This window comes from Ectobacillus soli (assembly GCF_042610425.1).
Taxonomy (GTDB): Bacteria; Bacillota; Bacilli; order Bacillales; family Bacillaceae_G; genus Ectobacillus.
Genome location: NZ_JBGJZM010000001.1, coordinates 2,045,984 through 2,070,107, shown reverse-complemented (window position 1 = coordinate 2,070,107; position 24,124 = coordinate 2,045,984). Strand labels below are relative to the sequence as shown.

Annotated in this window: 23 protein-coding genes and 1 pseudogene; 12 read left to right on the top strand and 12 right to left on the bottom strand. The window is 38.1% G+C overall.

The genetic code is table 11. The features are described from left to right. Nucleotides 1–131: 131 nt before the first annotated feature. Nucleotides 132–560: a cell wall hydrolase gene (locus ACAN53_RS10505; RefSeq protein WP_379969701.1), complete on the top strand. Its 429-nt coding sequence runs from the start codon at nucleotides 132–134 to the stop codon at nucleotides 558–560. Nucleotides 561–817: 257 nt separating this feature from the next. On the opposite strand, the gene ACAN53_RS10500 is transcribed toward ACAN53_RS10505, so the two are convergent. The 3 genes from ACAN53_RS10500 to ACAN53_RS10490 all read right to left on the bottom strand — a co-directional run bounded on the left by ACAN53_RS10500 (nucleotide 818) and on the right by ACAN53_RS10490 (nucleotide 2,973). Next, the gene (locus ACAN53_RS10500) at nucleotides 818–1,330 is read right to left on the bottom strand and encodes a DinB family protein (RefSeq protein ID WP_379969699.1); all 513 of its coding nucleotides are present in this window, start codon (nucleotides 1,328–1,330) and stop codon (nucleotides 818–820) included. Between the two features lie 82 nt (nucleotides 1,331–1,412). Continuing rightward, nucleotides 1,413–1,763: a hypothetical protein gene (locus ACAN53_RS10495; protein ID WP_379969697.1), complete on the bottom strand. Its 351-nt coding sequence runs from the start codon at nucleotides 1,761–1,763 to the stop codon at nucleotides 1,413–1,415. Nucleotides 1,764–2,379: 616 nt separating this feature from the next. After that, a complete protein-coding gene (locus ACAN53_RS10490; RefSeq protein ID WP_379969695.1) occupies nucleotides 2,380–2,973 on the bottom strand; it encodes a YdeI/OmpD-associated family protein in 594 nt (197 codons plus the stop codon). 352 nt (nucleotides 2,974–3,325) lie between these two features. On the opposite strand from ACAN53_RS10490, the gene ACAN53_RS10485 reads away from it, so the two are divergent. Continuing rightward, the gene (locus ACAN53_RS10485) at nucleotides 3,326–4,171 is read left to right on the top strand and encodes a hypothetical protein (protein ID WP_379969693.1); all 846 of its coding nucleotides are present in this window, start codon (nucleotides 3,326–3,328) and stop codon (nucleotides 4,169–4,171) included. Between the two features lie 772 nt (nucleotides 4,172–4,943). Here the strand turns inward: ACAN53_RS10485 and ACAN53_RS10480 are convergent. Continuing rightward, nucleotides 4,944–5,642, bottom strand: a complete 699-nt coding sequence (locus ACAN53_RS10480) for a DUF421 domain-containing protein (RefSeq protein ID WP_379969691.1) — start codon at nucleotides 5,640–5,642, stop codon at nucleotides 4,944–4,946. A gap of 324 nt (nucleotides 5,643–5,966) precedes the next feature. On the opposite strand from ACAN53_RS10480, the gene ACAN53_RS10475 reads away from it, so the two are divergent. From ACAN53_RS10475 to ACAN53_RS10465, 3 genes are read left to right on the top strand one after another with little or no spacing between them, the layout of a single operon-like run. Continuing rightward, complete coding sequence (locus ACAN53_RS10475) at nucleotides 5,967–6,782, top strand: MerR family transcriptional regulator (RefSeq protein ID WP_379969689.1); 816 nt, start codon at nucleotides 5,967–5,969, stop codon at nucleotides 6,780–6,782. A gap of 23 nt (nucleotides 6,783–6,805) precedes the next feature. Next, nucleotides 6,806–7,477 carry a methyltransferase family protein gene (locus ACAN53_RS10470; protein ID WP_379969687.1) on the top strand — a complete coding sequence of 224 codons (672 nt, stop codon included), beginning with the start codon at nucleotides 6,806–6,808 and terminating at the stop codon, nucleotides 7,475–7,477. A 34-nt stretch (nucleotides 7,478–7,511) separates the two neighbouring features. Then, nucleotides 7,512–7,886 carry a DnaJ family domain-containing protein gene (locus tag ACAN53_RS10465; RefSeq protein WP_379969685.1) on the top strand — a complete coding sequence of 125 codons (375 nt, stop codon included), beginning with the start codon at nucleotides 7,512–7,514 and terminating at the stop codon, nucleotides 7,884–7,886. Between the two features lie 129 nt (nucleotides 7,887–8,015). Here ACAN53_RS10465 and ACAN53_RS10460 read toward each other — a convergent pair whose 3' ends face one another. The 3 genes from ACAN53_RS10460 to ACAN53_RS10450 form a co-directional block, all read right to left on the bottom strand. Beyond that, entirely contained in the window at nucleotides 8,016–8,708 is a 693-nt protein-coding gene (locus tag ACAN53_RS10460; protein ID WP_379969683.1) for a class I SAM-dependent methyltransferase, read from the bottom strand. Between the two features lie 25 nt (nucleotides 8,709–8,733). Then, on the bottom strand, nucleotides 8,734–9,981 hold the full coding sequence (locus ACAN53_RS10455) for an MFS transporter (protein ID WP_379969681.1): 1,248 nt from the start codon (nucleotides 9,979–9,981) through the stop codon (nucleotides 8,734–8,736). A 76-nt stretch (nucleotides 9,982–10,057) separates the two neighbouring features. Beyond that, nucleotides 10,058–10,735 (bottom strand): ArsR/SmtB family transcription factor, encoded by a 678-nt coding sequence (locus tag ACAN53_RS10450; protein ID WP_379969679.1) that lies wholly within the window; start codon nucleotides 10,733–10,735, stop codon nucleotides 10,058–10,060. Between the two features lie 247 nt (nucleotides 10,736–10,982). Here ACAN53_RS10450 and ACAN53_RS10445 point away from each other — a divergent pair, with 247 nt between their 5' ends. Together ACAN53_RS10445 and ACAN53_RS10440 are read left to right on the top strand one after the other, a co-directional pair. Beyond that, nucleotides 10,983–11,756 (top strand): alpha/beta fold hydrolase, encoded by a 774-nt coding sequence (locus ACAN53_RS10445; protein WP_379969677.1) that lies wholly within the window; start codon nucleotides 10,983–10,985, stop codon nucleotides 11,754–11,756. A 405-nt stretch (nucleotides 11,757–12,161) separates the two neighbouring features. Next, nucleotides 12,162–13,037 carry a DMT family transporter gene (locus ACAN53_RS10440; protein WP_379969675.1) on the top strand — a complete coding sequence of 292 codons (876 nt, stop codon included), beginning with the start codon at nucleotides 12,162–12,164 and terminating at the stop codon, nucleotides 13,035–13,037. A gap of 270 nt (nucleotides 13,038–13,307) precedes the next feature. Here ACAN53_RS10440 and ACAN53_RS10435 read toward each other — a convergent pair whose 3' ends face one another. Both ACAN53_RS10435 and ACAN53_RS10430 read right to left on the bottom strand, forming a co-directional pair. Further along, nucleotides 13,308–13,697 (bottom strand): YybH family protein, encoded by a 390-nt coding sequence (locus tag ACAN53_RS10435; protein WP_379969673.1) that lies wholly within the window; start codon nucleotides 13,695–13,697, stop codon nucleotides 13,308–13,310. Nucleotides 13,698–13,755: 58 nt separating this feature from the next. Then, nucleotides 13,756–14,355, bottom strand: coding sequence for a hypothetical protein (locus ACAN53_RS10430; RefSeq protein ID WP_379969671.1), 600 nt, complete (start codon nucleotides 14,353–14,355; stop codon nucleotides 13,756–13,758). Nucleotides 14,356–14,487: 132 nt separating this feature from the next. On the opposite strand from ACAN53_RS10430, the gene ACAN53_RS10425 reads away from it, so the two are divergent. The 3 genes from ACAN53_RS10425 (at nucleotide 14,488) to ACAN53_RS10415 (ending at nucleotide 19,796) form a co-directional block, all read left to right on the top strand. Then, nucleotides 14,488–17,514: an efflux RND transporter permease subunit gene (locus ACAN53_RS10425; RefSeq protein WP_379969669.1), complete on the top strand. Its 3,027-nt coding sequence runs from the start codon at nucleotides 14,488–14,490 to the stop codon at nucleotides 17,512–17,514. Between the two features lie 213 nt (nucleotides 17,515–17,727). Continuing rightward, a complete protein-coding gene (locus ACAN53_RS10420; RefSeq protein WP_379969667.1) occupies nucleotides 17,728–18,171 on the top strand; it encodes a MarR family winged helix-turn-helix transcriptional regulator in 444 nt (147 codons plus the stop codon). Between the two features lie 20 nt (nucleotides 18,172–18,191). After that, nucleotides 18,192–19,796 (top strand): MDR family MFS transporter, encoded by a 1,605-nt coding sequence (locus ACAN53_RS10415; protein WP_379969665.1) that lies wholly within the window; start codon nucleotides 18,192–18,194, stop codon nucleotides 19,794–19,796. Between the two features lie 84 nt (nucleotides 19,797–19,880). Here the strand turns inward: ACAN53_RS10415 and ACAN53_RS10410 are convergent, their stop codons facing one another. The 3 genes and pseudogenes from ACAN53_RS10410 to ACAN53_RS10400 form a co-directional block, all read right to left on the bottom strand. Then, the gene (locus tag ACAN53_RS10410) at nucleotides 19,881–20,786 is read right to left on the bottom strand and encodes an SDR family oxidoreductase (RefSeq protein ID WP_379969663.1); all 906 of its coding nucleotides are present in this window, start codon (nucleotides 20,784–20,786) and stop codon (nucleotides 19,881–19,883) included. Between the two features lie 353 nt (nucleotides 20,787–21,139). Continuing rightward, nucleotides 21,140–21,547, bottom strand: a pseudogene (locus ACAN53_RS10405) (MFS transporter); the annotation flags it as partial. Nucleotides 21,548–21,594: 47 nt separating this feature from the next. Further along, the gene (locus tag ACAN53_RS10400) at nucleotides 21,595–22,344 is read right to left on the bottom strand and encodes an MFS transporter (RefSeq protein WP_379969661.1); all 750 of its coding nucleotides are present in this window, start codon (nucleotides 22,342–22,344) and stop codon (nucleotides 21,595–21,597) included. Nucleotides 22,345–22,534: 190 nt separating this feature from the next. Here ACAN53_RS10400 and ACAN53_RS10395 point away from each other — a divergent pair, with 190 nt between their 5' ends. Both ACAN53_RS10395 and ACAN53_RS10390 read left to right on the top strand, forming a co-directional pair. Then, a complete protein-coding gene (locus ACAN53_RS10395; RefSeq protein WP_379969659.1) occupies nucleotides 22,535–23,413 on the top strand; it encodes a LysR family transcriptional regulator in 879 nt (292 codons plus the stop codon). 375 nt (nucleotides 23,414–23,788) lie between these two features. Then, the gene (locus ACAN53_RS10390) at nucleotides 23,789–24,103 is read left to right on the top strand and encodes a hypothetical protein (protein ID WP_379969657.1); all 315 of its coding nucleotides are present in this window, start codon (nucleotides 23,789–23,791) and stop codon (nucleotides 24,101–24,103) included. The last annotated feature ends 21 nt before the right edge of the window (nucleotides 24,104–24,124 follow it).

Here is a 24,124-nt window from a genome sequence, read left to right as displayed (position 1 = left end):
ACGCATTAAGAAGTAAAAGGGGACATCCAAACTTGGATGTCCCCTTTTACATTATTTTTAAACAATGGACCAGCCAGCAGGTCATCATCTTCCGCCACCCTTAATACTATAAAATGATGGGAGGTGGAAGGATGGCGGTAGTGAGTGCTAAGGAAACAGATATTACCTTGCTTGCAAGGCTACTTCGCGCAGAAGCGGAAGGGGAAGGAACGCTTGGGATGCAGCTTGTTGGGAATGTGGGGATTAACCGTATAAGAGCGAACTGTTCGGATTTTAAAGGACTTCGTACGATTCCACAAATGGTTTATCAAGAGCATGCATTTGAAGCCGTTCAACATGGATACTTTTATCAAAGGGCGCGAGAAAGTGATAAAACGCTAGCTCGGCGTGCTATTAATGGATACAGGCATTGGCCTGCAAAATTTAGTTTGTGGTATTTCCGTCCGCCTGGTGATTGTCCGGATCAGTGGTATGGGCAACCCTTAGTTGGACGATATAAAAAGCATTGTTTCTTTGAACCAACATCTGAAACGTGTCAAAATATTTATAATACGTATTAAATTCTGCAGATGGTAGTGAGGAGATTGGTCAGGTTGCAATCGAACCCCGAGCGGATGCGATCGGAAGTGCGGCGGATGCGATCGGAAAAAGAAGAAATGCGATCGGAAATCGATCAGATGCGATCCGAAGTACACGGATTGAGCGAGACCTGAAGGAAATTATCCAGGATGCAATCGAACCCCGATCAAATGCGATCCAACCAGACACCTAATAAACGCAAAAACAAAAAAACGGAGAGGCATCTCCGTTTTTTTGTTTACAAATATCTTTCCTTAATAATCGAAAGATGATGCAATTCATGTCCTGCGATAATATAAGCGAGCGCCCGTGCAGTTGTCGGATAATCCGCCACCATTCCGGTGCGGGCGAGGACGTCATCGGATAGTCCGCCAAGTAAAGAACAGGTGCATGCCCGGACAAGAGCAAAGTCGGCCAGCAGATCGGCAAGTGGAAATAAATCGAAATCGGCGCCTTTTACGTACTCATCTTGATCAAAGGATGGCAAAGCCATTGTTTCGCCGCGACTGACCGCAAGTAAGCGATAGCTCATAATGCGTTCCGTATCAATCATATGGCCAATTACTTCTTTTAAGCTCCATTTTTCAGGTGCATAGCGATACTCGCCTTGTTCATTTGATGCATCTCGCAGTAAAGCTTGCAAATCCTCATGCTGCGTTTTCAAAAATGTTAGGATATCCCCAATTGGAATAAGCGAGATATACTTCTCGTAATAAGGATTGTACTCATTTTGGTTCGGACGTTGAATCATGAAACTCGCCTCCATATATTGGTTTATCATTATAGTAGCATGTTTTCAATCGTAATATATTAGGAAATACAACGTAAGGCAGTTAGTTAGACTCCTTCCAGTTCCTATATCTTTCTATAAATTTATCACAATCCTCAACATAAACGACATAGGCACTAGAATTTGTAGTGAAAACAATTCGATCTGGTTGCATTCCTGTCCAAAGTTTCGTAATAGGTCCGAAATACAAGGAGCTGTTTAGAACCACTGCGTTGTTTGGAAGATTTCCTGTCAGAATATGTACACCTAGAATCTCATCCTTTGAAAATGTTAGATTTGCTAATTTAGATGAACGCACAGTTAAATGATCCTTTTTAAAAATCACCGCCTGTTTGCGGCGAACAAGAAGACTATACACCACGAAAAGGATAATGACCCAAATGAGGACTTGCATACAATCTGCCTCCCAACAACTAGGATAGTTTGTACTTAGAAAGGATAAATATGTTGGTATTTTATCATGAAATAGGGAATAATATGAAAGAAATAAATCCTGTCAGAAAATCTAACAGAAATCCAGCTGTATATATCAATCCTTGCTATAATTACAACTACAATCCCTATCTTATCAGGGGATTCCACTATTGGATTTAAAAATATAAGCGTGTATTAGAAAGGGAGGCTGAAAGTAAATGGACAAGAACAGAAGCATGAATGAGTATTTACTTGAACAATTAGAGATCGAAATGATCATTGCAGCTGAAGAAGAACCTTCATACACTTATTTTGATGAAAAGTCCGTTAAAGAATGAATAGAACCTTGTCTGACCCCCTCATTTATAAAGCATAAGTTACAGAAGGAGAAGTCATAGCAGCGATGGCTTCTCTTTTGTATGGGAAGGCAGGTTATAGAATTTTGGCTTGGATGTATTGAAAAGTCAAGAATTGTATAGAGTTTGCTTATTTCAATATAGTATTTATTAGTCACTCCGGAACTTCTACTCTATAATTAATCCATGGTCTTCCTGTTGTGGCAGGGGACTCCTCACCGACGATTTCTCATCAATATACTAATCATTTAATCCCTTTCCATTGAGAATTTGCTGTATATATTTTTCAACCCTTGACTGTCGGGTCTTGGATTGTTTGGGTCCTGAAAAATAAAGAATGTATGCTCTTTGCCGTCCCGGCGTCAATGCTTCAAAAGCAGTTTTCAAGACAGGGATTTCATCGAATTTATTTTGAAGTTCTTCAGGAATAATGAATTCTGTATTCTTTTTAAAATTCCCTTCCAAACCGGCTTTTTCAACTTCAATGGCTTCAGATATATAGGCTTTCAAGATGGTTTCCATTTCAACTATTTCTTGAACAGTGGTGAAACGAATCTGGCGCGCCGCCTGTACATTCTCCGTTTGTTGGATTAGAATCCCATGGGCATCCTGTAACAAGGCACCTTTGTGAAACAGAAGCGCACAATATTCTTTAAATCCATGTATTAAAACTATGTTTTTTTTCTCAAATGTGTAACAAGGATGCATCCACTTAAATTCTTCAGTCAGCTCACAGTCAAGAACGATATTTCTCAACTTCTCATATTCTTCCTTCCACTTTTTAGCTTTACTTAAAAATTCATCAACCTTAGGATTCATTCTACTATTTGTCATTAAGGAGCACCCCTCTCTAATAGTTTGTTTAAGCGCAACATATTCGTATTTGCAATGGATTATTGGTCTATGGTTCCGATATCACCAGAGAAAGACAATTATTAAACGAGCGATGTCTTACCAACGCCACCTTTGTTCATTGAGATTGCATATACTTCAGTCATATTTCTCGACCACCTTATTAAATTATATTTATTAGTAAATTACAATTGAAATATGCATAAGTCAAAGTATTATGTAATACTAAATTGTATTTACCCTTCATATAATTTGAAATTTTTTGACTTTTTTGTTCTATTAAAGTAGACTTATGATGGTAAAATTATGAAGATACATAGAAAGGATGATACTCTTGAATAAAAAAATGACAAAAGGGATCAGTACTGTAATGGCTTTAGCTGTACCTATGGTGGCTATATTAGGAATAACTACAGTGAACCCAACCGAATCTCATGCGGCTACTGGTTCGGCTAATACTAAATCATACTCAACATATGGTCAGTATATTAACCAAAGCCCTAACCCAACTTGGACGGTGAATAAGCCAACTTCTCAACCGGCAACTTCTCAACCGGCTACTGGTTCGGCTAATACTCAATCATACTCAACATATGGTTATATTAACCAAAGCCCTAACCAAACTTCTCATCATACGGCTACTGGTTCGGCTAATACTAAATCATACTCAACAAATGGTCAGTCTAGTAACCAAAGCCCTAACCCAACTGGGACGGTGAATAAGCCAACTTCTCAACCGGCTACTGGTTCGGCTAATACTAAATCATACTCAACAAATGGTCAGTCTAGTAACCAAAGCCCTAACCAAACTGGGACGGTGAATAAGCCAACTTCTCAACCGGCTACTGGTGCGACTAATAGTCAATCATACACAACAAATGTGGTAGAAGATTTTGCACAAAGCCCTAAGCCAACTTCTCAATCGGCTATTCCTAATACTCAATCATACTCACCTAATCAGACAAGTTCTTATCATGCCTTACGTGGTAAGTTTATTCAAAAAAACGGACAAGTCTATTTTCTTTCATACATGAATGGATATCAGCTCGTTGTTCATGGTAGCAATGGATTAAATGATGATTCTGCGTTCCTCTCCGCTTCTCAAACTGGAGCAATATATAAGGTCCAAGGATATGGAGATGCTTCGAAAATTATTATTACGAAACTTGAAAAATTATAAGAAATGACATAAGAAATAGCATAGCAAATCACGCAATCATTGGTGAAGAAGCTGTGCTTTTTTTATGCCTATTATTTTGTTTGTTAAATTTGTTAAACTATTAGAAAAAAATAAAGAGAAAAAGGTTGTATTTTTGTATAAACGAAAGAGAGTGTTAACACTCTCTTTTTCACCCTCTCAAAACCCATTTTATAGAAATGGTTCTAGTTACTATTAAATATTTTAAGACGAGGCCCGTAATATCCCTGAATTTTCATTTTAAAATCAGTTAAACCAACTACGCACGAGAGAAATCAAAACAAGTTTTGGACGTTGTAAGATAATAAAAGGAAGACTAAATAGAGTTTCTGATTTTCATGATTAATGAGGAGTCTATAAAGCTAACGATTTTACCCCTATAATGACAGCCAGAACGGCGTTTGCAGCTTAACTTCTTAACCGTTTGATTGAATGTACATCGATTTAATATTTTTGGTAAAGACCTCATTTTGTAGATCCTCTGTAAAATCAACATGTTTTTTGTCTGTTGCGTTCACGTCTCATCTTCCTTTGTTTTAAGCTCTTAACTTTTTAAGCATTTCCTCAATTTCTTGCTTTTTTTGCTCTTTATCCTTCTCATTGGTTTCAATAACAGGAACAGGATTATTGTTTGTTTCTTCATTTCACCAAACTATCGTAAGAACCATTATTAGAATGCCACAAACAAAAGAAAAAGAACATCTGTAGTTGAACTTGAAAAACGGTAGAATAAAATATGGCTTTTGTGAATTAATTAATACAAAAATATTTTAATATCTTCATCATTTCCAATAGTGGCAAGTAATATATCGCTTAAATTTACGTTATATGATGTTTTTATTTTATTTAATAGCCATTGTTCGTCTTTTCCAAGTTGTCTTAACTCGCTGTAAATAATTTTTTGTTCTTTAATAATGATTTTAGGAAAATCAAAAGGTTCTACTGAATTGAAATTAGCATAAGTGATTGGCTTATATTGAGGATATAGGAATATGGATATGGTACCTCCGGGTTCCCATAATGCAAGTGCCACTTTTTGAATATCTTCAGTTTTTTCTTTTCGTAGTTCAGATAAAAGATTATCAATTGATATTCTAGCTTTATTTAAATTTTTGTAATTAATTTTCCCATATTCTATAAGTGGTATGGGAGGAGGATCAAAAATTTTCCTTAGTAAATCCCACCTTAAGCTTAAAAACACTCCCGTAAGGTATAAAATTACTAGTACACTCATGGTAATCATAGAACCTTGTAATCCTAACTTCTCATCTGATAAAGGATGGGCAATAATATTCCCTATTATCAACGAAATAACAAAATCCAGAAATCTAAACTGTGAAATAGATCGTTGTCCCATTAGCTTAGCTATGATTATTAAAAAGAAGAAACCAATAACCGCTCTTAAGCCCCATTGTACGGTGGTCAGTGATACTTGACCACTAAAAAACTCCATATAATCCACGTCCTAGTTCTTTAAATGTCATGCCACAATCATATTCGTCAATTGTTATTATTTGCAGTTTAAAAATGGATATGCGTAACTTTTTTAAGCATCACTTTATTTTTTGGCATGACATTTGAATAGTTATATGGCTTATACTCTTCTTATTTTACCTTCAGTCAAATCTGGGTAATTTAAAATAAAAAGAACTTAGGAAACTTTTGCAACCATGTTGAAAAGCCCACAGGGAAGCTCTTCGTTACCAATAATGATTTTTAGGATTGATTTGACTCCACCCTTAGGGTAGAGTTTACAATGAAATCGAGGAGGATATAGGTGGATAATCAAATTAAAATTAGTGATTTCGTCAAATTAACTAGAAGTACATTAAAGACCGTGCTGTATTATCATAAAATTGGTATATTGCAAGAACCAAAACGTTCTGCAAGTGGTTATCGTTTGTATGGAGCAGAGGAACTTGCTCGTATGAGAATGATTAAACATTTAAAACAATTAGGGCTAGACCTGAAACAAATAAAAGAAATAGTAGGAGATACACAGAGCCACAGAACTTTGCGAGAAGTCCTGCAGTCATTGCGAGCTGAACTTTCACATGAGAAAACGACGATCGAGGAGCAATTAGCAAAGATAGAACTATTACTAAGTCAACAAGCAGTACAGCTTGAAGATACTTCCTCTGAATCTGAATTATTTCAAATGGTTACACAAATATTGGCACCCGAGCAAAGGGAAAAGTATATCGCATATCCTGAACTCTTTGATCAACAACGTAATATTTTTGGTATTCTAGAAGACTTTCAATGGGGAGAAGATCACCAAGAAAATTTTAAATTAATGGCTGAATACTTTCAATCACATCCCGAACAATTTCAAACAGCTCTAGAATTTGGCAGACGTCTTTCTAAATTGAAGCAAATGTCTGAAGACGATCCTGAAATTGAAATTCTGGCAAGGGAAGGTGCTGCATTTATAAAGAGTGTGCCATTTCTAAAAGAAATGTTACATGATAAATCTGGATTTGGAAAAACGAATGAACTTTTATTCAATGAGATGGCAAAGAATGTTCTTTCCCCGGCACAGATGAAACATAAGCAACTTATACAAAAATATCTTAATTATCGGTCAGAATGATAGTAATCAGGGAGGAAATCGAAATGGGGACTAATAGCGTGTCAAAGCTAAAGATGTATATCGTTCCAATGCTACTTATGATCGTTATGTGGATGATCTTATTTCTCCCTGCAGGCACAACGAAGTTTTGGGAAGCTTGGATTTTTTGGTTTGGTTTCTCCTTACTTACTCTTTTCATTACAATTTACTTTAGCAAAAAGAATCCTGAACTTTTAGCAAGACGAACGAAGGTTAGAGAGGAAGCTACTACTAAAAAAGCGCCTGCCTTTTTTAAACTATATTATATTGGATTTCTTATTCCGGGGATTGATTTCCGTTTTCATTGGTCTCATGAACCAATATGGCTTGTAATGGTATCAAACCTGATTGTTTTTGCAGCATATATTTTTATTTTCGTTGTTTTTAAGGAAAATAGCTATGCTTCCACTGTTATTCAAGTAGAGAATGAACAGCATGTTATTACAACAGGTCCTTATTCAATCGTTCGCCATCCGATGTACTTAGGAATGGTAATCATGTCTTTCTTTCTGCCACTAGCACTTGGATCTTATTTTGCAATCATACCGATGCTCTTTATAATACCTACCCTTTTATTCCGAATAAAAAATGAAGAAGCAGTGCTTTTAAGAGAGCTTAGCGGCTATAAAGAGTATTGCTTACAAACACAGTATCGGCTCATTCCTTTCATTTGGTAAGAAAATCAAATTATTTTAGAAAGGGGAGACACATATGGGAAACAATCCTAATTTGATTGATCAGATTATCAAAGATTCCAAAATGGATGAAGAAGTAAAGAAAATTCCAGGATTCGGGAAACCCTTTCCGAACAGCTTCTTTAGCGGAGATGTATACAGTAATTTTTTAAATATAGCAAAAGATGCAGGTTACTTACCTCCTTGGATAAACTTGCAAAAGGAAATAAGGGAGAAAATTGCTTCAACATTGCAAATGATGGAACAGAACGCCATGGAATCAACAATAAAAGATGCAATGGATGAAATAAACGTAAAAATAACCAAATATAATGAGATTTGTCCGCCATCTATGCAACGCGGAAGAATAAGCTTAGAGAACATTGCAGATAGATATAAGCTGTGGGAATAATAAGTTCGTCGTATGGCTTTCGTGAAAGAAGCTAATCGAACAAAAATAAGTACGAGCATGTTTTGGTCAAAACATGCTCGTACCATTTGCCTTTCGTATGAAGGATATTATTGATTAGTTAATCACACCTTATTTCAAAGCAATCCACTGTGCAACAATAAAACCAGCGCCTTCTTCTTGCTGTTTTGCTGAACGTTCCTTTTCTAAATCATAAGCAAGTTCTTGCGAAATAAATTCATGAGGAGAAACATATAATCCGAACCGAGTCAAGGATGGCTCGTTCTGATATAGCTTGTTTATATCTTCTAAACTAAAAAAATGTGCTCCTGCAAAAACACTTTCCTTTTTTTCTTCTCCGCGTTTTTTATACATTTTAGCCCAATCGCTTTTTTTACCAATCATCCCGACTACCATTCGGCCTTCGGGTTTTAACACTCTCATTCCTTCTGCTATCACATCGTTAGGAGAATCAACAAACTCAAGTACTAGGTTTGAAATGACTAAATCAAACGTATTGTCTTCAAAAGGGAGGTTATGAATGTCTCCTTCCATGAAATGAATGGATTGCTTTTGTTTTTCTGCTTTCTCTTTTGCTCTCTGCAGCATTTCAGAAGAAATATCAATGCCCGTCACTTCTAGTCCGTGTAATGCTAGTAAAAGAGAGTATATACCTGTTCCGCAACCAATATCCAAAGCCTGTTCTCCTGGTTTTAGGTCCGACAGTTCGACGATCATTTGTTTTTCTACGGTATCAACGAATGAACCAAGCGGGGTTTTGCACCACTCGTCATACGTTTTTGCAGAATGATCAAACAAAGCCATAGCTACATCACAACTCCTTTTGTATCTATTTGTTTAGTGTTTCCTTCATTCGAATGGCTACATTCACACCTGCTAGTAAAGGCAAGAAGGCCACAAGACCGATACTCCACGTTACATTTAGTAGATCCGTCAAAATTCCTGCAAGAATTGCACCGAAAGCATAGCCGCTGTCACGCCAAAAACGGTATACGCCCATCGCAGAAGCACGCCAGTCTGGATGTGCCACATCACTTATGGCTGCTTGCAGAGTTGGATAAACCATGGCAGTTCCAAGTCCTAGTGCAATCGCACCGACTAACCAAGAGGTATAGGTACCGGTAAAAACAATCCACCAAATGCTGCTAGCTTGGATCCACATGCCAGAAGCAATGAGCCATTTTCGGCCAATACGGTCACTTAACGCTCCAGTGAATAGTTGGAAGAATCCCCATGCCGCTGGATAAAGCGCCACAATCACACCAATTTGACTAATAGAAAGACCAGAGTGTAGAAAGAATACGGGAAACAATCCCCAAGCCATGCCGTCTTTTAGATTGGTGGAAAGACCTGCAAAACTACAACTGGATAAGGTTTGATCTTTCCACGTTGTTTTACGAAAGATTTCTTTTGTAGACAGTTGCTCTTTAGGAAGAGCTTGTTTGTGCTTCTGTACTTGTAGTTTGATATAGTCACCTGTATCCTTTGTGAAAAAAGATAGGAGGAGACCGATTATACTGAATACAATGCCTAGATAAAATGGTTCTGGTCGCAACGAATAGTGGGTAGCTACATAGCCGGAAAGTATAGAAGCGAGTGCTACGCCGCTATATCCAGCAAACTCATTCCAGCCGATTGCCATACCACGCTGATTCGACTTCACTACATCAATCTTCATATTGACCGTCATTGACCAAGCAAGTCCTTGGTTGATACCAAGAAACATATTCGCAACGACAATCCACCACCACGAAGGCGCCCAAATGACGAGAAGCGGGACAAACAAGCCCATCGTCCAACCAACAAGTAATACCCGTTTTCGTCCAATCCGATCCGCAATCCCGCCGGCCATGAGATTAACAATAGCCTTTGTAAAGCCAAAACTCACAATGAAAGACAATGCACTACTTGCGGAAGCGAGTCCAAATACCTTTTCCCCAAGTAATGGCAAGACGGTTCGTTCTAATCCTACCATTGAACCGACAAACAAGTTAATCAAAACGAGTAGTGAAAAGAATAAGGCATTTTCTTTCAGTCCAATTTGAATAGGGAGCTGCTGCATTTTATGTTGATTCATATCAATTCCTCCGTACTTGAACATGATTGCTTTTCAAATGGGTTCAACATAGACATACAAGTTCATATTTTTTTAATTAGTGCAAATTAGATTCACCTTCTAAAGGAAAGTCGGCTTGTTTCCATTCTTGTACCCCATTTTCTAAACGAACAGCCTTGTATCCCCTAGAACGCAAGAGATTGATGGCTTGTAAGGAATACACGCAATAACGTCCTCGGCAGTAGGCAATGATCTCTTGATCTTGCGGAAGATTTACTAGTTGGTCCTCTAATTCATCAATCGGTATGGAAATGGCAGTTGGAATATGATCGGCTGCATACTCTTCCTTTGGACGTACATCAAGGAGAGTGACGCTTCCTTTCTTAAGGCGATCTAACAGCTCTACAGACGTGATTGGCTCTGCCGGATCCTGACTTGAAAAGAACTGATCATAGATAGATTGGATTTCTATAATTTGTTCCTCAGCTACATTCCTCATCCCTATCAGAAAGGTAGCGATAGCCTGAGAACTTAATCTGTAAAAAACAAAGTTCCCTTGTTTGCTTGATTCCACCAAATGGGCCTCGCGAAGTGTTTGCAAATGTTGTGAGACATTGGCTACGCTCATTTCCGTTTCTCTGGCAAGTGTTTCTACGGTTTTCGGAGATTGAGAAAGTATATCTAGTAACTCTAATCGTTTCGGACTGGACATTGCTTTGCCGATTCGGGCGATTTGACTATAAATGGCATCTTTAAATTCTCTTTTTTTATTCATACGCTTCACCATCCATTAAACTATTCAATTGATTTATTGAATAGTTTAATGGATGTACAGATAAATGTAAAGTTTGACTGCTTAGATCGGTATTATGGAGAAAATCAGATTAGGAAAGAGGGGCTCAGGAGATTTTTTGTATAAAGTAGTTTCCCTTGTTAAATAGTAGGAGTAGATGTAAGTCCTAAAGGGAAGAACAGCGCTTTAAAGTCAAAAAAAGTTTCACCAAATGGAGGGAATCATATTTATGCCAATGCTAGAAGTAGACGGGTGCAGCCTCTATTATTCAGTGCAAGGAAGCGGGATTCCAATCGTTTTCATTCACCCTCCTGTATTAACGAGTATAAATTTTACATACCAAATCGAGGAATTAAGTAAATCCTTTAAAGTGATTACCTTTGACATGCGAGGTCATGGCAGAAGTCAATTTTCACATGAGCCCATCACCTATCCACTCATTGCACAGGATATTTGCTGTATACTCGATCATTTACAAATTGAACAAGCATTTCTATGCGGATATTCGACTGGAGGCTCTATCGTCCTAGAGTTTCTGCAGGTTTTTGCAAGCCAGGCACTTGGAGGAATTGTCATCAGCGGTATGTCGGAAGTGAACGATGCACATTTGAACAATAAAATAATGCTCGGAATGAGGCTGGCTAAAGCTGGCGCTGTTTCTATTTTGGCATGGTCTGTTTCATGGAGTAATTCGAATACGAGGAAGTTATTTGTCAAAATGTTTAAAGCAGCTAGAAGAGGAAATGCAGAAAATGTGGAACAGTATTATCAATACAGTCTGCATTATAACTGCACCAATCAACTAGCGGACATAAAGCAGCCGATTTTAGTTGTGTATGGGAAGATGGATAAAATTTTTTCCTATTACGCAAAGCGCATGCATGAAAAATTGCCGCACAGTGATTTGCTAGGGATTGATCATGTGAAGCATCAAGTCCCTACGAAGGCAGCGAAATACTTGAATCAGTCAATAAAAGGGTTTATCGAAAGAAGTCATTTGTGAGGAAAGAAAACGGGTAGTATGCATAAACGATTTAGTATTTATTTCTTAATGTTAGATGGTCATCTGGCATTTAAAAGGGAGCTTCTAAGGGATTCAAGAGCAGTGGGTCATTTTTCACCACTACTCTTATTTTTTGAACGAAAACACCCCGGTTTTTAAGGACAATTCTGCAATCTAACTCTTAGTATAGGAAGCTCTAAACATGTAAAAAAACTAAATATTCTGCTACAATAAAACACAGATTATTGTAGTTAAGTAGGACGAGAGGTGAATCGAAATGTATTGGACTTCCTTATATGAAAACGATGTACCAGTAGCACGCTTCTGCTCTTAATGGAGTGAAGGTGACTACATCTCTCCGTTAGGGGCATTTTCGACCTAAACAAAATACGGAGGGTATAAAAAATGAAAACCACCTTATTAGGTTCTATATATTTAGCTTTAGCTTCCAGTATTTGGGGCGGTATGTACGTTGTTGTTAAAATTGTAGTAGCAGTTATACCCCCACTGGAACTTGTGTGGATGCGGTATTTAGTGGCTATTGTTGCACTTCTCGTTTTCGGCTTCTTTACACGGCAAAATTGGCGAATCGAGAAACGCGATTTCTTAATCATCATAGCCATTGGAGTAATTGGTAACACCATTTCAATCGTGACGCAGGAAACGGGTACCATGTTGTCCTCAGCACAAATGGGAGCCATCATCACTTCTTCAACACCAGCATTTATGGTTATTTTTGCACGCTTACTTCTTAAAGAACGGTTGACATTAAAAAAAGGACTCTCCGTTTGTTTAGCGACAATTGGGGTTTTTCTCATTGTTGGAGTCGGTCATGTGAATCTGTCTAGTAAACTAGGTGGCATTTCACTGCTTATTGCCGCTTTAACATGGGCACTTATGTCCGTACTTGTAAAGCGTGTGCCGAGTGAGTATTCACAAATTGTGGTAACGACCTATTCCATCTTGGTAGCCCTGATCGTGTTGACTCCTTTTGTTTTACCAAGATTACACGCAATTCCTATCTCCGAGTTGACTCATCCGGCCATTTGGGGAGGAATCTTGTATTTGGGCATTGTATCAACAGCAGGTGGATTTCTACTTTGGAATCGTGGATTACAAATGCTGAATGCCTCAAGTGGGGGGATATTTTTCTTCTTTCAACCCGTGGTAGGGACATTACTCGGATGGCTGATTCTAGGAGAGAGCATTGGTGTAACGTTTTGGATCGGCTCCATCCTCATTCTTACGGGTGTTTTTTTCGTTATCTTCGAGAAAAAATAATAGTTACAAACCCCTTCGATCGTATTTGAAGGGGTTTTGATTTTGTAATGGTAAACAAATCAAACCTTAGAAAATGCGTCACGATATGAAACAACATAAAAGCATACAAGTTTCTGCCAGAAACGAACATGGCAGATTAGTTTACGTACATTTCTTCACAAAGTCATAAACAGCGTACTCTTCCTGGTTAGGAAAATCAGCGTGATTTAGTAAGAACAAAAACAAGCCGCCAATAATAAGTCAGCCTTATATGGGTTGGCATTTTTTTATCTACTTACTAAGCAGTTCCGTTCCGTATGAGTTATCAATCGCACATAGCCACTTTCCCGCTGTATTTTTCTTAAATACATAGGTTGCGCGTCGGTCCATGGAAAACTCCGAATCCCCTTTATCCGCAGAAAGAAGGGTTTGGGAAAGGACTAGTGCTGTGTCGCCCGCTTCTAAAATCATCATTTCCCCTTGCGTAGGTACGATGCTGTTATTAAAGTACTTGGCGATTGCAATAAAGGCTTTTTTGATTTGTTCTTTTCCCTGTGCAATCATCTCTGGCTTTACAACTAAAATTGCATCATCTGTATAGTAGTTCATTAACGTGTCGAAATCTTCTTTCTTAATTGCTTCATCGCATTTTTTTATGAGTTCTTTTAGTTCGTGTTCCAAAGGGGAGTCCTCCTTTAGGTTTTCATAACTGGAGATAAAATGAGAGCTTTACAGAGAATCAATCCATAAAATCATCATATTGTTTCAGAGTCCATTGTAATTCTGCGTTCATTTTTTCTATAAATGGGTTTATCCTACTATCCAAGTAATCTTGTGAAGTAATAAGCTTCAAGGCATCCCATTGATAGATATTTGTTAATAAGGATCCAATTCCTGAGAAGGGTCCCTTTTGTTTTAGTTTTAATTGATTATATAAAGCATCAAGACCGTCTTGCATTTCGAACTGGGTAAATTCGTGGTTCTTGGCATCTAAAATAGCTTTGGAAGGATCTTTCAGATATATTTTCACTTGTGCAACATCCATCTTTTTTACCTCCATTCGTGTATCTCGACATGCCTCTTCAATGACAATTGTATTACACAATGTGGATGCTTGGAAGGGAATAATGTGTTGCACACGAACGGTCAAAATTGCGGATGGCGGTCCAAAGGTAATTAGTTCTAACGATGCCTCGTTGAAACTTGGATTCGATAATAAACCATCTGATTTCGATAATAAGTAGCCGGTTTTCGGTAATAAACAGCTCCGTTTCGATAATGAATTTTGACTATCCATCATCCACCCGCCGATTTCGATACTAAATATCTCCATTCCCATCACAATCCTACTGTTATGTGCTATTCGTCATAGGAAATCTATAAAAAATGTGACAATAAGCATATGTTAAGAGGGTGTGAACTGATGATACAATGATTTTGTGGAAATATTATGAAAAGAGAAGGTGGAATCGTGTCAATTTTTACAAAGTGGTCTTTCGGCAATAAGGCTGCTGTTTTGATTATGACTCTTGTTATTTTTGTTTTGGGGATTGTAAGCTATCGGACGATGCCGATGGAACTGTTCCCTTCTGCGAATTTCCCGCAAATTTCTGTGGTAGTGATGGGGCAGGGGTTGAATTCAAGCAGTATGGAAAAGCAAGTAGCAGAGCCGATTGAACGAGCGGTTACTACTGTGCCTGGAAAGACCAATACGTACTCAACGATTGGTGATGGCTTTACGAAAATTGATATTACGTTTAATTCGAAAACGAAATTAGACAAAGCAAAACAAGATGTACAAGATGCACTAGGTTCAGTTACACTTCCAGCAAATGTATCCAAACCGAATATTGTTTTATTAAACACATCTATGATTCCAATCGTAGACGTTGCGTTTACCTTTGATGAAGGGCTTACACCGGCAAATGTCGAATTAGCGAAAAAAAGCATTCTGCCGATGTTCCAAGATGTGAAAGGGGTAGCCAGCGTTCAAGCGTCAGGTATTACCGATTCTTATGTATCGATCAAATTGGATCCTGAGAAGCTACAGCAAAAACAAGTTAGCATGGAAAGCGTTATAACGTCGCTGCAAGGGCAAAATGTTGCGGTAACGTTAGGAGAAAAGAATATTGATGGAAAAACAGGGAACCTACAAGTTATCGGCAATGTTAAAAATATAACTGATTTAAAGCAGCTTCAAGTTGCTCCAAATGTAAAGCTTGAAGACATTTCAACGATTGACATCAAGAAGGCAGAAAATGTAGTGACGCATGTAAACGGGAAAGAGGCTTTATTATTCGTTGTGACGAAGGATGGTCAGTCGAACGCAGTATCCGTGAGCCAGGATATTGAAAAAGTAACGAAGCAAGTCAATGATAAGTATTCAAATGTTCATGCCGAGATTTTACTGGCATTAGGGAACACTGTGAAGTCCTCTGTGACAAGTATGATGAATGAAGTATTGCTCGGCGCCTTGTTTGCTACGATTGTGATCATGTTGTTCCTGCGCAGCATTCGTACGACGTTCATTACGATCATTTCCATTCCATTATCGCTTTGCTTCACGTTATTCTTATTATCAAGAAGTGGAATTACGTTAAACATTCTGACGCTAGGCGGCGTTGCAGTGGCAGTAGGGCGCCTTGTTGATGATAGTATCGTTGTCATTGAAAATATTTTCCGAAGAATGCAAACGGAAAAATTTTCATCATCTCTCATTCTTGATGCGGTAAAAGAAGTTGGAACAGCAATTACATCTTCTACGTTAACGACAGTTGCTGTATTTTTACCAATCGGTTTGGTTAGTGGTGGTTTGCAAGATTTAGTGCTTCCTTTTGCCTTAACGGTTACGTATTCGCTACTTTCTTCTTTATTGGTCGCTTTAACAGTAGTACCACTTATGAGCTCAAGCTTATTAAAAAATGCGAAGATAAGAGAGCACAAGCCAGCTGTTCGTTTTAGCAAGTTTTTGACATGGTCACTGAATCACAAATGGTTGATTCTCATTACTTCACTACTCCTATTTTTCGGATCAATCGGAACGTATATTGCGATGCCGAAGGGGGCAATTAGTAAGGAAAAGGCGGATACGGTTAGTGTAATGCTAAGCTATCCAAATAACACTCCAATCGACGAAGTAAAGAAACATGCAGCGGATCTCGAAAACTATATTTCCAAGCAAGATCAGGTGAAAATTTCTTCTTTACAAATCGGAAACTCAAATGATGCGGCGAAATACGGCAATGTAGGATCTCCGACGTCAGCGCGATTTTTCATATTTTTAAAGAATGAAAAGGATTTAGATTCATTTACGGAAGAAATCAAGAAACAAAGTGTGAACTACCCGGGAGCGACGTTTACCGCACAGGCTTCGTCCATGTTATCAAATGCACCAACATCTATAACGGTCGATGTAACCGGAGAGAAGCTAGAGGATTTACAAACCGTTGCAAAGAAAATTGAAGAAAAAGCAAAAACAATTGACGGTGTGAAAGCTGCAAAAACGAACCAAGATGAGAACAAAACGGTCTATTCATTCGAAATCAACCAATCTGTTGCCAATGTACAACAGGTGAGCCGTCAACTAGGCGTTATGTTAAATACGACACCGCTCGGTACAGTGACAGTAGATAATAAAGAAACGGCTGTACAATTAGAACCAATTATCGATCCAAAATCAAAGGATGATTTAACGAAAATTCCGGTTACAACTGCTACAGGCATGACCCCTATTTCGAAACTAGCAGAACTGAAGCAAGAGGATAAGCCAACTAGCATCTTCCATAAGGATGGAAACCAATTTATTCGCGTTACGGCCGAAGTGGATCCAGCGAAATTATCGTCCATTTCCACAAGCTTAAATGCCTTTATTAATGGAGATAAAAATACAAAAGCACTATCCTTACCAGAAAATACGAAGGTCTATGTCGGCGGAGCAAGCGCGCAACAATCCGATGATTTCAGTGATTTGTTTATGGCGATGTTAGCATCTATTTGCTTAGTGTTCATTATCATGGTCGTTACCTTTAAGTCTCTAAGAGCTCCAATAGCCATCTTGTTCTCCTTACCACTTGCAGCCATTGGTGCGATTCTCGGCCTGTTAATTAGCGGCATTCCAGTGGATCAAACGTCACTGCTTGGTGCATTAATGCTTATCGGTATCGTTGTAACAAACGCAATTGTATTGCTCGACCGCGTGAAGCATAATGAACAAACGATGACTATTCGTGATGCGATTGTGGAAGCTGCTTCAACGCGGATGCGTCCAATCCTTATGACAGCATTTGCTACCATTGGGGCCATGGTTCCGCTTCTCTTTAAACAAGCAGAAAGTGCAAGCCTCGTATCGCAAGGTCTTGCCATTGTTGTAATCGGCGGCTTAGCCGTTGCAACCTTGCTAACACTCGTTGTTATCCCAGTCGTTTATGAGCTGTTCCATTTCCGAAAAGCAAAGAAACAACGACAAAAGAAAGCAAACTCAAGTGAGATTAGTGCTTAATTTAGGTAGATGACATAAGAAGAAACCCACTTTATCCAGGTCACTGAAACAGGAATTCCGTTTCAGTGACCTTTTTTCATGCATGCGAGATACGGTCGAAATTCCAATGAACGTTTTACTTGAAATTTATTTATACTTCATATATATTTAACTAGGATTAAATATTAGCAAAATAATATATTTAGTGTATAAAAATATAAAAGGGGATTAACTATGGAGAAAGCTGAGCAGCTGATTGACCGAATTCAATCGGCACTTCAAGAAGCGATTCGAAAAATGCAAGCTGAAATGTTGAAGAGCATGAGTGTGCATGGGATTACGTTGTCACAATTTATCGTCTTATCACTGATTCAAAGACAAGGAAAGTGTAAGGTATCCGAGCTTGCGGATCATATGGATGTGAAGCCAAGTGCGATGACGTTTATGATGGACCGGCTCGAGCAGCATGGGTTTATTATGCGCGTGCACGATGACAAGGATCGCCGCGTCGTAAACATTCGCTTGTCAGAAGCAGGGGATGAGAAATTTCAAAAAATCCTAGTCGAACGAAAAGCAATCGTTAAACGGTATCTTTCTTTCTTGTCAGAAGAGGAGCTTACGAAGTTTGCAGAAATTGCTGAAAAGCTTGCAGAGATAGCTGCACAGCAAAATAGATAGATAAAAAGGAGAGTTCAACAATGGAATCACATCAGTATAATCGAACATTATTAATTATTGGGCTCATTATTGCGATGTTTTTTGCTGCGCTTGATGGGACGATAGTCGGAACCGCTATGCCTCGTATTGTCGGTGATCTTGGTGGCCTCAGTATGATGACATGGATGACAACCGCTTATTTGTTAACATCCACGACGGTTGTACCGATTGCTGGAAAGTTATCTGATTTACTCGGACGCCGGTCCGTTTATGTAACGGGGCTTATTATCTTTATGGTCGCTTCTGCTTTATGCGGAACAGCTACTACGATGACGCAACTCGTTTTATACCGTGCCTTACAAGGAATCGGCGGCGGTGTCTTAATGCCAATGGCGATGATTGTAATTGGTGATATTTTTACAGGGGCACAACGTGCAAGATTTCAAGGGGTATTCGGCGGAATATTCGGCCTTGCATCCGTAATTGGCCCGCAAATAGGCGGCTGGATTGTAGATAGCTTAAATTGGCACTGGGTGTTTTTTATCAACCTTCCTGTTGGAATCATTGCGACGATTTTTATCACCTTGGGGATTAAAGCGAAGAAACATACCGGACCGATTTCATTCGATATTGCCGGTATGATTACGATGATTGTCGGGATTGTCAGCTTACTTCTTGGCCTTAGCTTTGGCGGAAAAGATTACGCCTGGGATTCCTGGCAGGAGATTGGCTTGTTTGTCCTAGCGGTAATTGGCTTAGTAAGCTTCGTGTTTGTTGAAAGAAAAGCAAAAGAACCTATTTTGCCAATGCACTTGTTCAAAAGTAGAATTTTTACTCCGCTTAATCTGATTGGATTTTTCATGAGCATCGGGATGTTTGGTGCCATTACGTTCGTTCCATTCTTTATGCAAGGGATTGTCGGAGTAAGTGCCACGCAATCGGGTACAATCATGACTCCCATGATGATTTCGATGATATTTGCAAGTATCATCGGCGGACAAATTGTATATAAAATCGGAATGAAGACGCAAATTATTTTCGGTATGATCGTCATGGCAGGCGGCTTCTGGCTCTTATCAACATTAAATATGCAAACGACGCAGCTCGCTGCAACTTCATATATGGCCATTATTGGACTCGGAATGGGATTTGTTATGCCAACGCTTACGCTTGCGTTGCAAGAAACATTCCCGCCACACGAACTTGGCGTCGTCACTTCATCGAGCCAATTCTTCCGCTCCATTGGGGGAACATTTGGAATTACGGTATTAGGCGCGGTCATGAACAGTAAATCCGAAACAATGCTGAACGACAACCTCGTTCCGTATTTAAATACATTGCCTGCACAAGCAGGACCACTTGTAGCAAAAATGAAGGATACAATTACAACAAATCCGCAAGGCATGTACCAAGTGCTCTTTAATCCAGATGTACTAAAGCAAATGCCAGCAGCCTTAGCTGATAAAATCGTTCCTATTTTAAAAACATCCTTAATGGATACGCTCCATAGTGTATTTTTCACGGGACTGCTATTTATTATCATAGGAGCTCTATGCACCATGTTATTAAAACAACTTAAATTAGAGAAAAAGCAAAAATCTAAGAAAAAAGAAGTAGAGGAAACGGCTGTTCCTGTAATGGAATAATTTATAACGAAGAAACCTGTACCAGGCTGGTGCAGGTTTCTTTTATAAGAAATGGTGGAAACAATAAATCCAAAAAAATGTTAATTAAGTGGCGGTAAAGATCCCGCCATTTACATGCAGTGTTTGACCTGTTACATAGTAGGAATCTTGGCTGGCAAGATAAACATAGGTCGGCGCGAGTTCAAAGGGCTGCGCTGCACGTCCATAGGGAGTACTAGTGCCCCATAATGATACATTTTCTGCTGAAAACGCGGAGGGAATTAATGGTGTCCAAGTCAGGCCAGGTGCTACGCTATTTACGCGAATACCATAATCGACTAACGATAATGAGAGAGAACGTGTGAAAGAAACAACTGCCCCTTTCGTAGAAGAATAATCAATTAACGACTTTTCTCCAAGGTAGGCAGCTGCTGAGGCAGTATTAATGATGGAACTCCCTGGATTTAAATAAGGCAATGCTGCCTGTGCCATGAAAAAATAGGAAAAGATATTCGTTGCGAAGGTAGAAATAAGTTGTTCTTCTGATATTTCCAAAAGAGATTGTTGGGGATAGACGACCCCAATGTTATTGACGAGGATGTTTAATTTTCCAAAGGTTCTTATGGTATGTTCAATAACCTTATCACACTGATCTTTATATCGCAGGTCAGCAGGTAGCAGTATACATTTTCTGTCTAATTGTTCAATTATAGTTTTGGTTTCTTCAGCATCTTGATGCTCATTCAAATATGCTATGGCGATATCGGCACCTTCTTTGGCAAATGCAATAGAAACGGCACGCCCAATACCACTATCACCTCCTGTAATAATGGCTACATGGCCTTGAAGTTTCTGACTGCCTATATAGGATGGGTTTTCAAAGATAGGTCGAGGGTTCATTAAGTACTCCATGCCGGGCTGTTGATTCTGATGCTGTGGTGGAAAAGCAATAAATTTTTCATAGCATTCAGTTTTCTTGTTGAAATAAGGGTAGGAAGGATAACTTTTCATTGGCTTCTCCTCCAAAAAACATAATAACTTAAGAATAAAAATATGCATAAGAAAAAGGTCCTATTACACAGGGAAAGGTACTTGTTTTAATATATGTTCATTTCAAATTTTTACATTAAAAAACAGATAAAAAAAGCTGTGATATTCTTAGGGGAAAAGCAGGCGTGGAAAAATTCATGAAACAACTGCCAGTATAGCATGTGCGGTGAACCGTATCATAAGTAAGTGAGGTTTATTATTAAAATTCAAAAAGACTATAATCCCAAATGTTAAAAGAGAGGCAAGCACAATTTAAAAAGGTGCATTGCCTTTATTATTTTTCCTCAATAAAAAGCCATGTGATTGGTTACTTCTTATGAATGTGCTTCTACTGTAGAATCAGATCTTTTTTCCGAATGAGCTTTTATTCCGTATAAGAAATGATGTAATGGTAAACAAACCACTAATAAAATAGCAAGGGTGATATATAATCCATTATATCCTATTGTAGGAACTAGAAATCCTTGTAGGAAAGGTCCAATCCCTAGACCTATATCTGTAAGAATAAAAAAAGTTGATGTTGCTAGCCCGATACGATGAGGGGGTGCAACCTTGACTGCAACTGTTTGACTACTTGACATATATGTTCCATATCCAAAACCGATAAAAGCACCAGCTATTAAAAGAATGATACCGTTATGTGTTTGACTTAGAATAAACATACCGATGATAAAGGAAATAATTGCTGGGTACATGATAAAGTTTGGACCTTTCGAGTCGAACCAACGACCAGTAAATGGTCTCGTAAATAGTACAGCACAAGCATATACTACAAAAAGAAACTCGCGGCTTCAGTTAAATGATTTTCAGTCGAAAAGAATGTGAGAAAAGATATAATACCTGAATAACAAAAAGCAGTGACCGTAGCAACGAGTGTAATAGGTACAGATTTGGGTTCAATAAAGTTAGAAAGTCTAAATCTTTTCATTTCTTCTATTTGTTCTTCTGTTAGTGAAATCTCTTGAACTTTTATGAAAAGAGCTAAAAGTAAACTAATAGATACACAGATTAAACAAAAAACAAAAATGATGTTAAAGCTATACCGTTGAAGAATAAATATACCTACAAAAGGTCCAATAGCGGTTGCCAATGTCATACTCAAAGCAAAGTAACCTATTCCTTCTCCACTTCTGGATTTTGGAATGACTTGGGCTATGATTGTCCCTGTCGCAGTCCCAGCAACTCCAAATGCGAAACCATGTAATAAACGATTCGCTATAAGTAACACAAAACTATTAACCCCAAAATATAGAACCGATGAAATAACAATTAAAATTAGGCCAATTAAAAGTATTTTTTTCCGACCAATGCTTTCCACGTATCTTCCACCAAATAGACGCCCAACTAGTGCACCAATAACAAAAATACTAGAAGCTAAGCCGGCCTGACTTTCAGTTGAGTGAAACTCGTTTGCTGAAAATACAGAAATGGTTACCATTAATAAGTAAAAGGTTAACATTAGAAAGAAATTAGTAGTTGTAACACTTATAAAGTCTTTCGTCCATAATTTTTCCTTCATATCAGATCTCCTTTTCCGTTAAATTTCCTCGAATTGTTTGGAATTATTTTTCTATGTGTTTGAAAAGCTGCAGAAAAAGAAAAAATACACAAGAAAGAACAATAAAATTATCTTAACAAATTTCCCATCATATAAAAAATATATTTATTGTTATAATAGTATATAAAAAATATATGACGGGGTAGACATAGTGGATATTAGACAACTAAAGTACTTTAAAACAATAGTGGATGAAGGGAATATCACGAAGGCAGCGGAATTATTACATATGGCACAACCACCTCTAAGTCAACAGCTTAAACGTTTAGAAGAAGAACTAGGGACTGTTCTAATCAAACGGTACACCCATCAATGGGAGTTAACTGAGACAGGGAAAATCTTATATAGACATGCTGTTCACATGTTGCAAGACATCAGTTCGATTAAACAAGAAATCAGAGAAATGGAACAGGGAATTCGGGGTACCTTATCAATTGGGGTATCCTCCAGTTGCGTTAATTTCCTTCCTCAAAACGTTCGTAATTTTAGGGAAAAGTATCCAAATGTATTTATAAAGATTTGGAATGGGGATTCTTCTTACCTTCAGAAATTACTAGTCGAACGGGAGATTGAACTTTCTTTCATGGTTCTTCCCACGAAATTACAAGATTATCGAGTGAGAAGTCTTCCGCGGGACCCTTTTGTAGTGGTGATTCCATCGAGTTGGAAAAGTCGATTTGTTAAAAATACAGTGAGTTTAAAGGAAATAATTGATTATCCCTTTCTCATGCTAGGTCCTATGGAAGGGTATTCCGTTTACGAAACAATTCTAAGCCACTTCCATAAGCATCAGTTTTCTCCGAATATCGTGATAGAGTGTAAAGATATTTCTACCTTGCTGAGTTTTGTTGCCTCTGGAATCGGAATTTCTATTATTCCAAAATCAGAAATTTACGTGACCTTTAATCAAGATATCAAAATCCTTGAAATAGAGAATTTTTCATTATATATTGAACCGGCTATTATATTTTTGAAACAACACCAACTTACTAAAGCTGCAGAACATTTTCTAAACTACTTTACAGACTAAAAATGATCTTTTTATGAAATATCGTGGAAACCTTTTAGAGATTATTTTTTTCTGAAAAAATGAAAAGTGTAGAGCCTCATTTAGATACAATATGGTGAACCTATAAATAATGATAGTAAACAATCGGGCGTAATTATTAGAGAAAAAACATAGATCTAAGAAAAAAGAAGTAGAGGAAACGGCTGTTCCTGTAATGGCCTAATTTATTACGAAGAAACCTGTACCAGGGTAGCCTGGTACAGGTTTTTTTATGGAGGTGAAGAGGTGGATTCGATAATAAATATGTTGCTTTCGATAATAAACCGTCTGTTTTCGATAAATTGCAGAACTGATATAATGAAAATAAGAAATAGAACGATGAGAGGGGATGAGGTTATGAAAAGAAAATTCCTCCCAAGTACTTTTCTTGGTAAATGGTCTATTGGTTTACTTAGTACGTTCTTTCTTTTATTAGCTCTTGGTACAATTGTTGCACAAGTACAGGGCCCAATTGAGGATCAAACCTTTTTTAATAATCTTGCTGTTACTATACCTATGGTTATTGGGCTTACTGCAGGGGTATGTGCTTTTCTTATAGGCATGATATCCATTTTTAAAAAGAAAGAACGCTCTATTTTCGTTTTTCTTGTCACATTTATAGGATTGATGCTACTCATTTTTCTGATGGGCGAGGTACTGGTGCCGCATTAATTCGAAAAAATGAAGCATCGA

Coding starts and splice junctions, on each gene's coding strand:
- ACAN53_RS10500 (WP_379969699.1), bottom strand. CDS start 1,330: ATGATTCAACGTCCGAACCAAAATGAGTACAATCCTTATTACGAGAAG.
- ACAN53_RS10480 (WP_379969691.1), bottom strand. CDS start 5,642: ATGGAGTTTTTTAGTGGTCAAGTATCACTGACCACCGTACAATGGGGC.
- ACAN53_RS10430 (WP_379969671.1), bottom strand. CDS start 14,355: ATGGGAATGGAGATATTTAGTATCGAAATCGGCGGGTGGATGATGGAT.
- ACAN53_RS10400 (WP_379969661.1), bottom strand. CDS start 22,344: ATGAAGGAAAAATTATGGACGAAAGACTTTATAAGTGTTACAACTACT.
- ACAN53_RS10445 (WP_379969677.1), top strand. CDS start 10,983: ATGCCAATGCTAGAAGTAGACGGGTGCAGCCTCTATTATTCAGTGCAA.
- ACAN53_RS10410 (WP_379969663.1), bottom strand. CDS start 20,786: ATGAAAAGTTATCCTTCCTACCCTTATTTCAACAAGAAAACTGAATGC.
- ACAN53_RS10440 (WP_379969675.1), top strand. CDS start 12,162: ATGAAAACCACCTTATTAGGTTCTATATATTTAGCTTTAGCTTCCAGT.
- ACAN53_RS10490 (WP_379969695.1), bottom strand. CDS start 2,973: ATGACAAATAGTAGAATGAATCCTAAGGTTGATGAATTTTTAAGTAAA.
- ACAN53_RS10450 (WP_379969679.1), bottom strand. CDS start 10,735: ATGAATAAAAAAAGAGAATTTAAAGATGCCATTTATAGTCAAATCGCC.
- ACAN53_RS10505 (WP_379969701.1), top strand. CDS start 132: ATGGCGGTAGTGAGTGCTAAGGAAACAGATATTACCTTGCTTGCAAGG.
- ACAN53_RS10460 (WP_379969683.1), bottom strand. CDS start 8,708: ATGGCTTTGTTTGATCATTCTGCAAAAACGTATGACGAGTGGTGCAAA.
- ACAN53_RS10465 (WP_379969685.1), top strand. CDS start 7,512: ATGGGAAACAATCCTAATTTGATTGATCAGATTATCAAAGATTCCAAA.
- ACAN53_RS10420 (WP_379969667.1), top strand. CDS start 17,728: ATGGAGAAAGCTGAGCAGCTGATTGACCGAATTCAATCGGCACTTCAA.
- ACAN53_RS10415 (WP_379969665.1), top strand. CDS start 18,192: ATGGAATCACATCAGTATAATCGAACATTATTAATTATTGGGCTCATT.
- ACAN53_RS10470 (WP_379969687.1), top strand. CDS start 6,806: ATGGGGACTAATAGCGTGTCAAAGCTAAAGATGTATATCGTTCCAATG.
- ACAN53_RS10495 (WP_379969697.1), bottom strand. CDS start 1,763: ATGCAAGTCCTCATTTGGGTCATTATCCTTTTCGTGGTGTATAGTCTT.
- ACAN53_RS10455 (WP_379969681.1), bottom strand. CDS start 9,981: ATGAATCAACATAAAATGCAGCAGCTCCCTATTCAAATTGGACTGAAA.
- ACAN53_RS10390 (WP_379969657.1), top strand. CDS start 23,789: ATGAAAAGAAAATTCCTCCCAAGTACTTTTCTTGGTAAATGGTCTATT.